Consider the following 370-nt stretch of genomic DNA (forward strand, 5'->3'; position numbering starts at 1 on the left):
CTGCCGCTGCACCCCGGCCGACTTGGTGCCCTTCTTCACAAAGCCGGTGTCGTCGCCGATGAGGACCCCGTCCTTGGCCCCGATGGTCTCCACGACGAAGTGGCGGACATCGTCACGGACTGCGTTCTCGTCCCAGTCCGAATGGTTCAACAACCGCTGGACACCGTCCGGGCGGAGCTGACCGACCTGCTCGGCCAGCGTCCAGCCGTTCTTCCTCTCCAAAGGGGCCAGCAAGCCCCGCAGATAGTCCAAAGCCCGGTCCCGTGGCTCCGACCTGCCGAAACGATGCCCGATGCGGGCATGCAAATCTGCTATCCCCTCGGACCACGACTCGATCTGCTCAACCGTCAGCGACTTCTCACACAGTCAC

1 protein-coding gene is annotated in these 370 nt (G+C 64.1%); it reads right to left on the bottom strand.

Going from position 1 to position 370, the window contains the following annotated elements:
- A partial coding sequence (locus tag IG62_RS0141030; protein ID WP_234326951.1) for a transposase occupies nucleotides 1–336 on the bottom strand: 336 nt, incomplete at its 3' end.
- Nucleotides 337–370 lie beyond the last annotated feature (34 nt).

The organism is Streptomyces sp. NRRL S-337 (genome assembly GCF_000720175.1).
In the GTDB taxonomy this organism is placed as follows: Bacteria; Actinomycetota; Actinomycetes; order Streptomycetales; family Streptomycetaceae; genus Streptomyces; species Streptomyces siderophoricus.